Here is a 355-nt window from a genome sequence, read left to right as displayed (position 1 = left end):
ATGCAATGGGGGTGAGCAAGCTCACTGGCAGAAACTCAGACGCTACCAGGGCGAAGGCACAGAGTGACATCGCCAGCACAGCACTCCAGACCTGGCGGCTTGAATGCTGAAGGGGTAGTGAATCCCGTTCGAGCGAAACCGGCTCACGCTTGTACAAATTGTTCGCTCCATGGGGCATGTCCGCGGCTCCCGCAGTGAATGAACTGCCATCTTCCTCGCGTAAACCGGCCTACCAGTAGAGCAAATGGCTAGTGTTCTTGCCTAAATCGCCAACCCGTGCTGACCGGGCATGGACATCTCAGGCAGCAAACGCGTAGTGTTTTCCCACGAGATCATCGGATGCTTCCCATGAACC

1 pseudogene is annotated in these 355 nt (G+C 56.3%); it reads right to left on the bottom strand.

Going from position 1 to position 355, the window contains the following annotated elements:
• A pseudogene (locus SB756_RS28610) lies at positions 1-178 on the bottom strand (hypothetical protein); the annotation flags it as partial.
• Between the last annotated feature and the right edge of the window lie 177 nt (positions 179-355).

Origin of the sequence: Pseudomonas sp. SIMBA_068 (assembly GCF_046534705.1) — a bacterium.
Lineage (GTDB): Bacteria > Pseudomonadota > Gammaproteobacteria > Pseudomonadales > Pseudomonadaceae > Aquipseudomonas > Aquipseudomonas putida.
The sequence above is the reverse complement of the archived record's forward strand: the minus strand, read 5'-3'. Positions and strand labels throughout refer to the sequence as shown.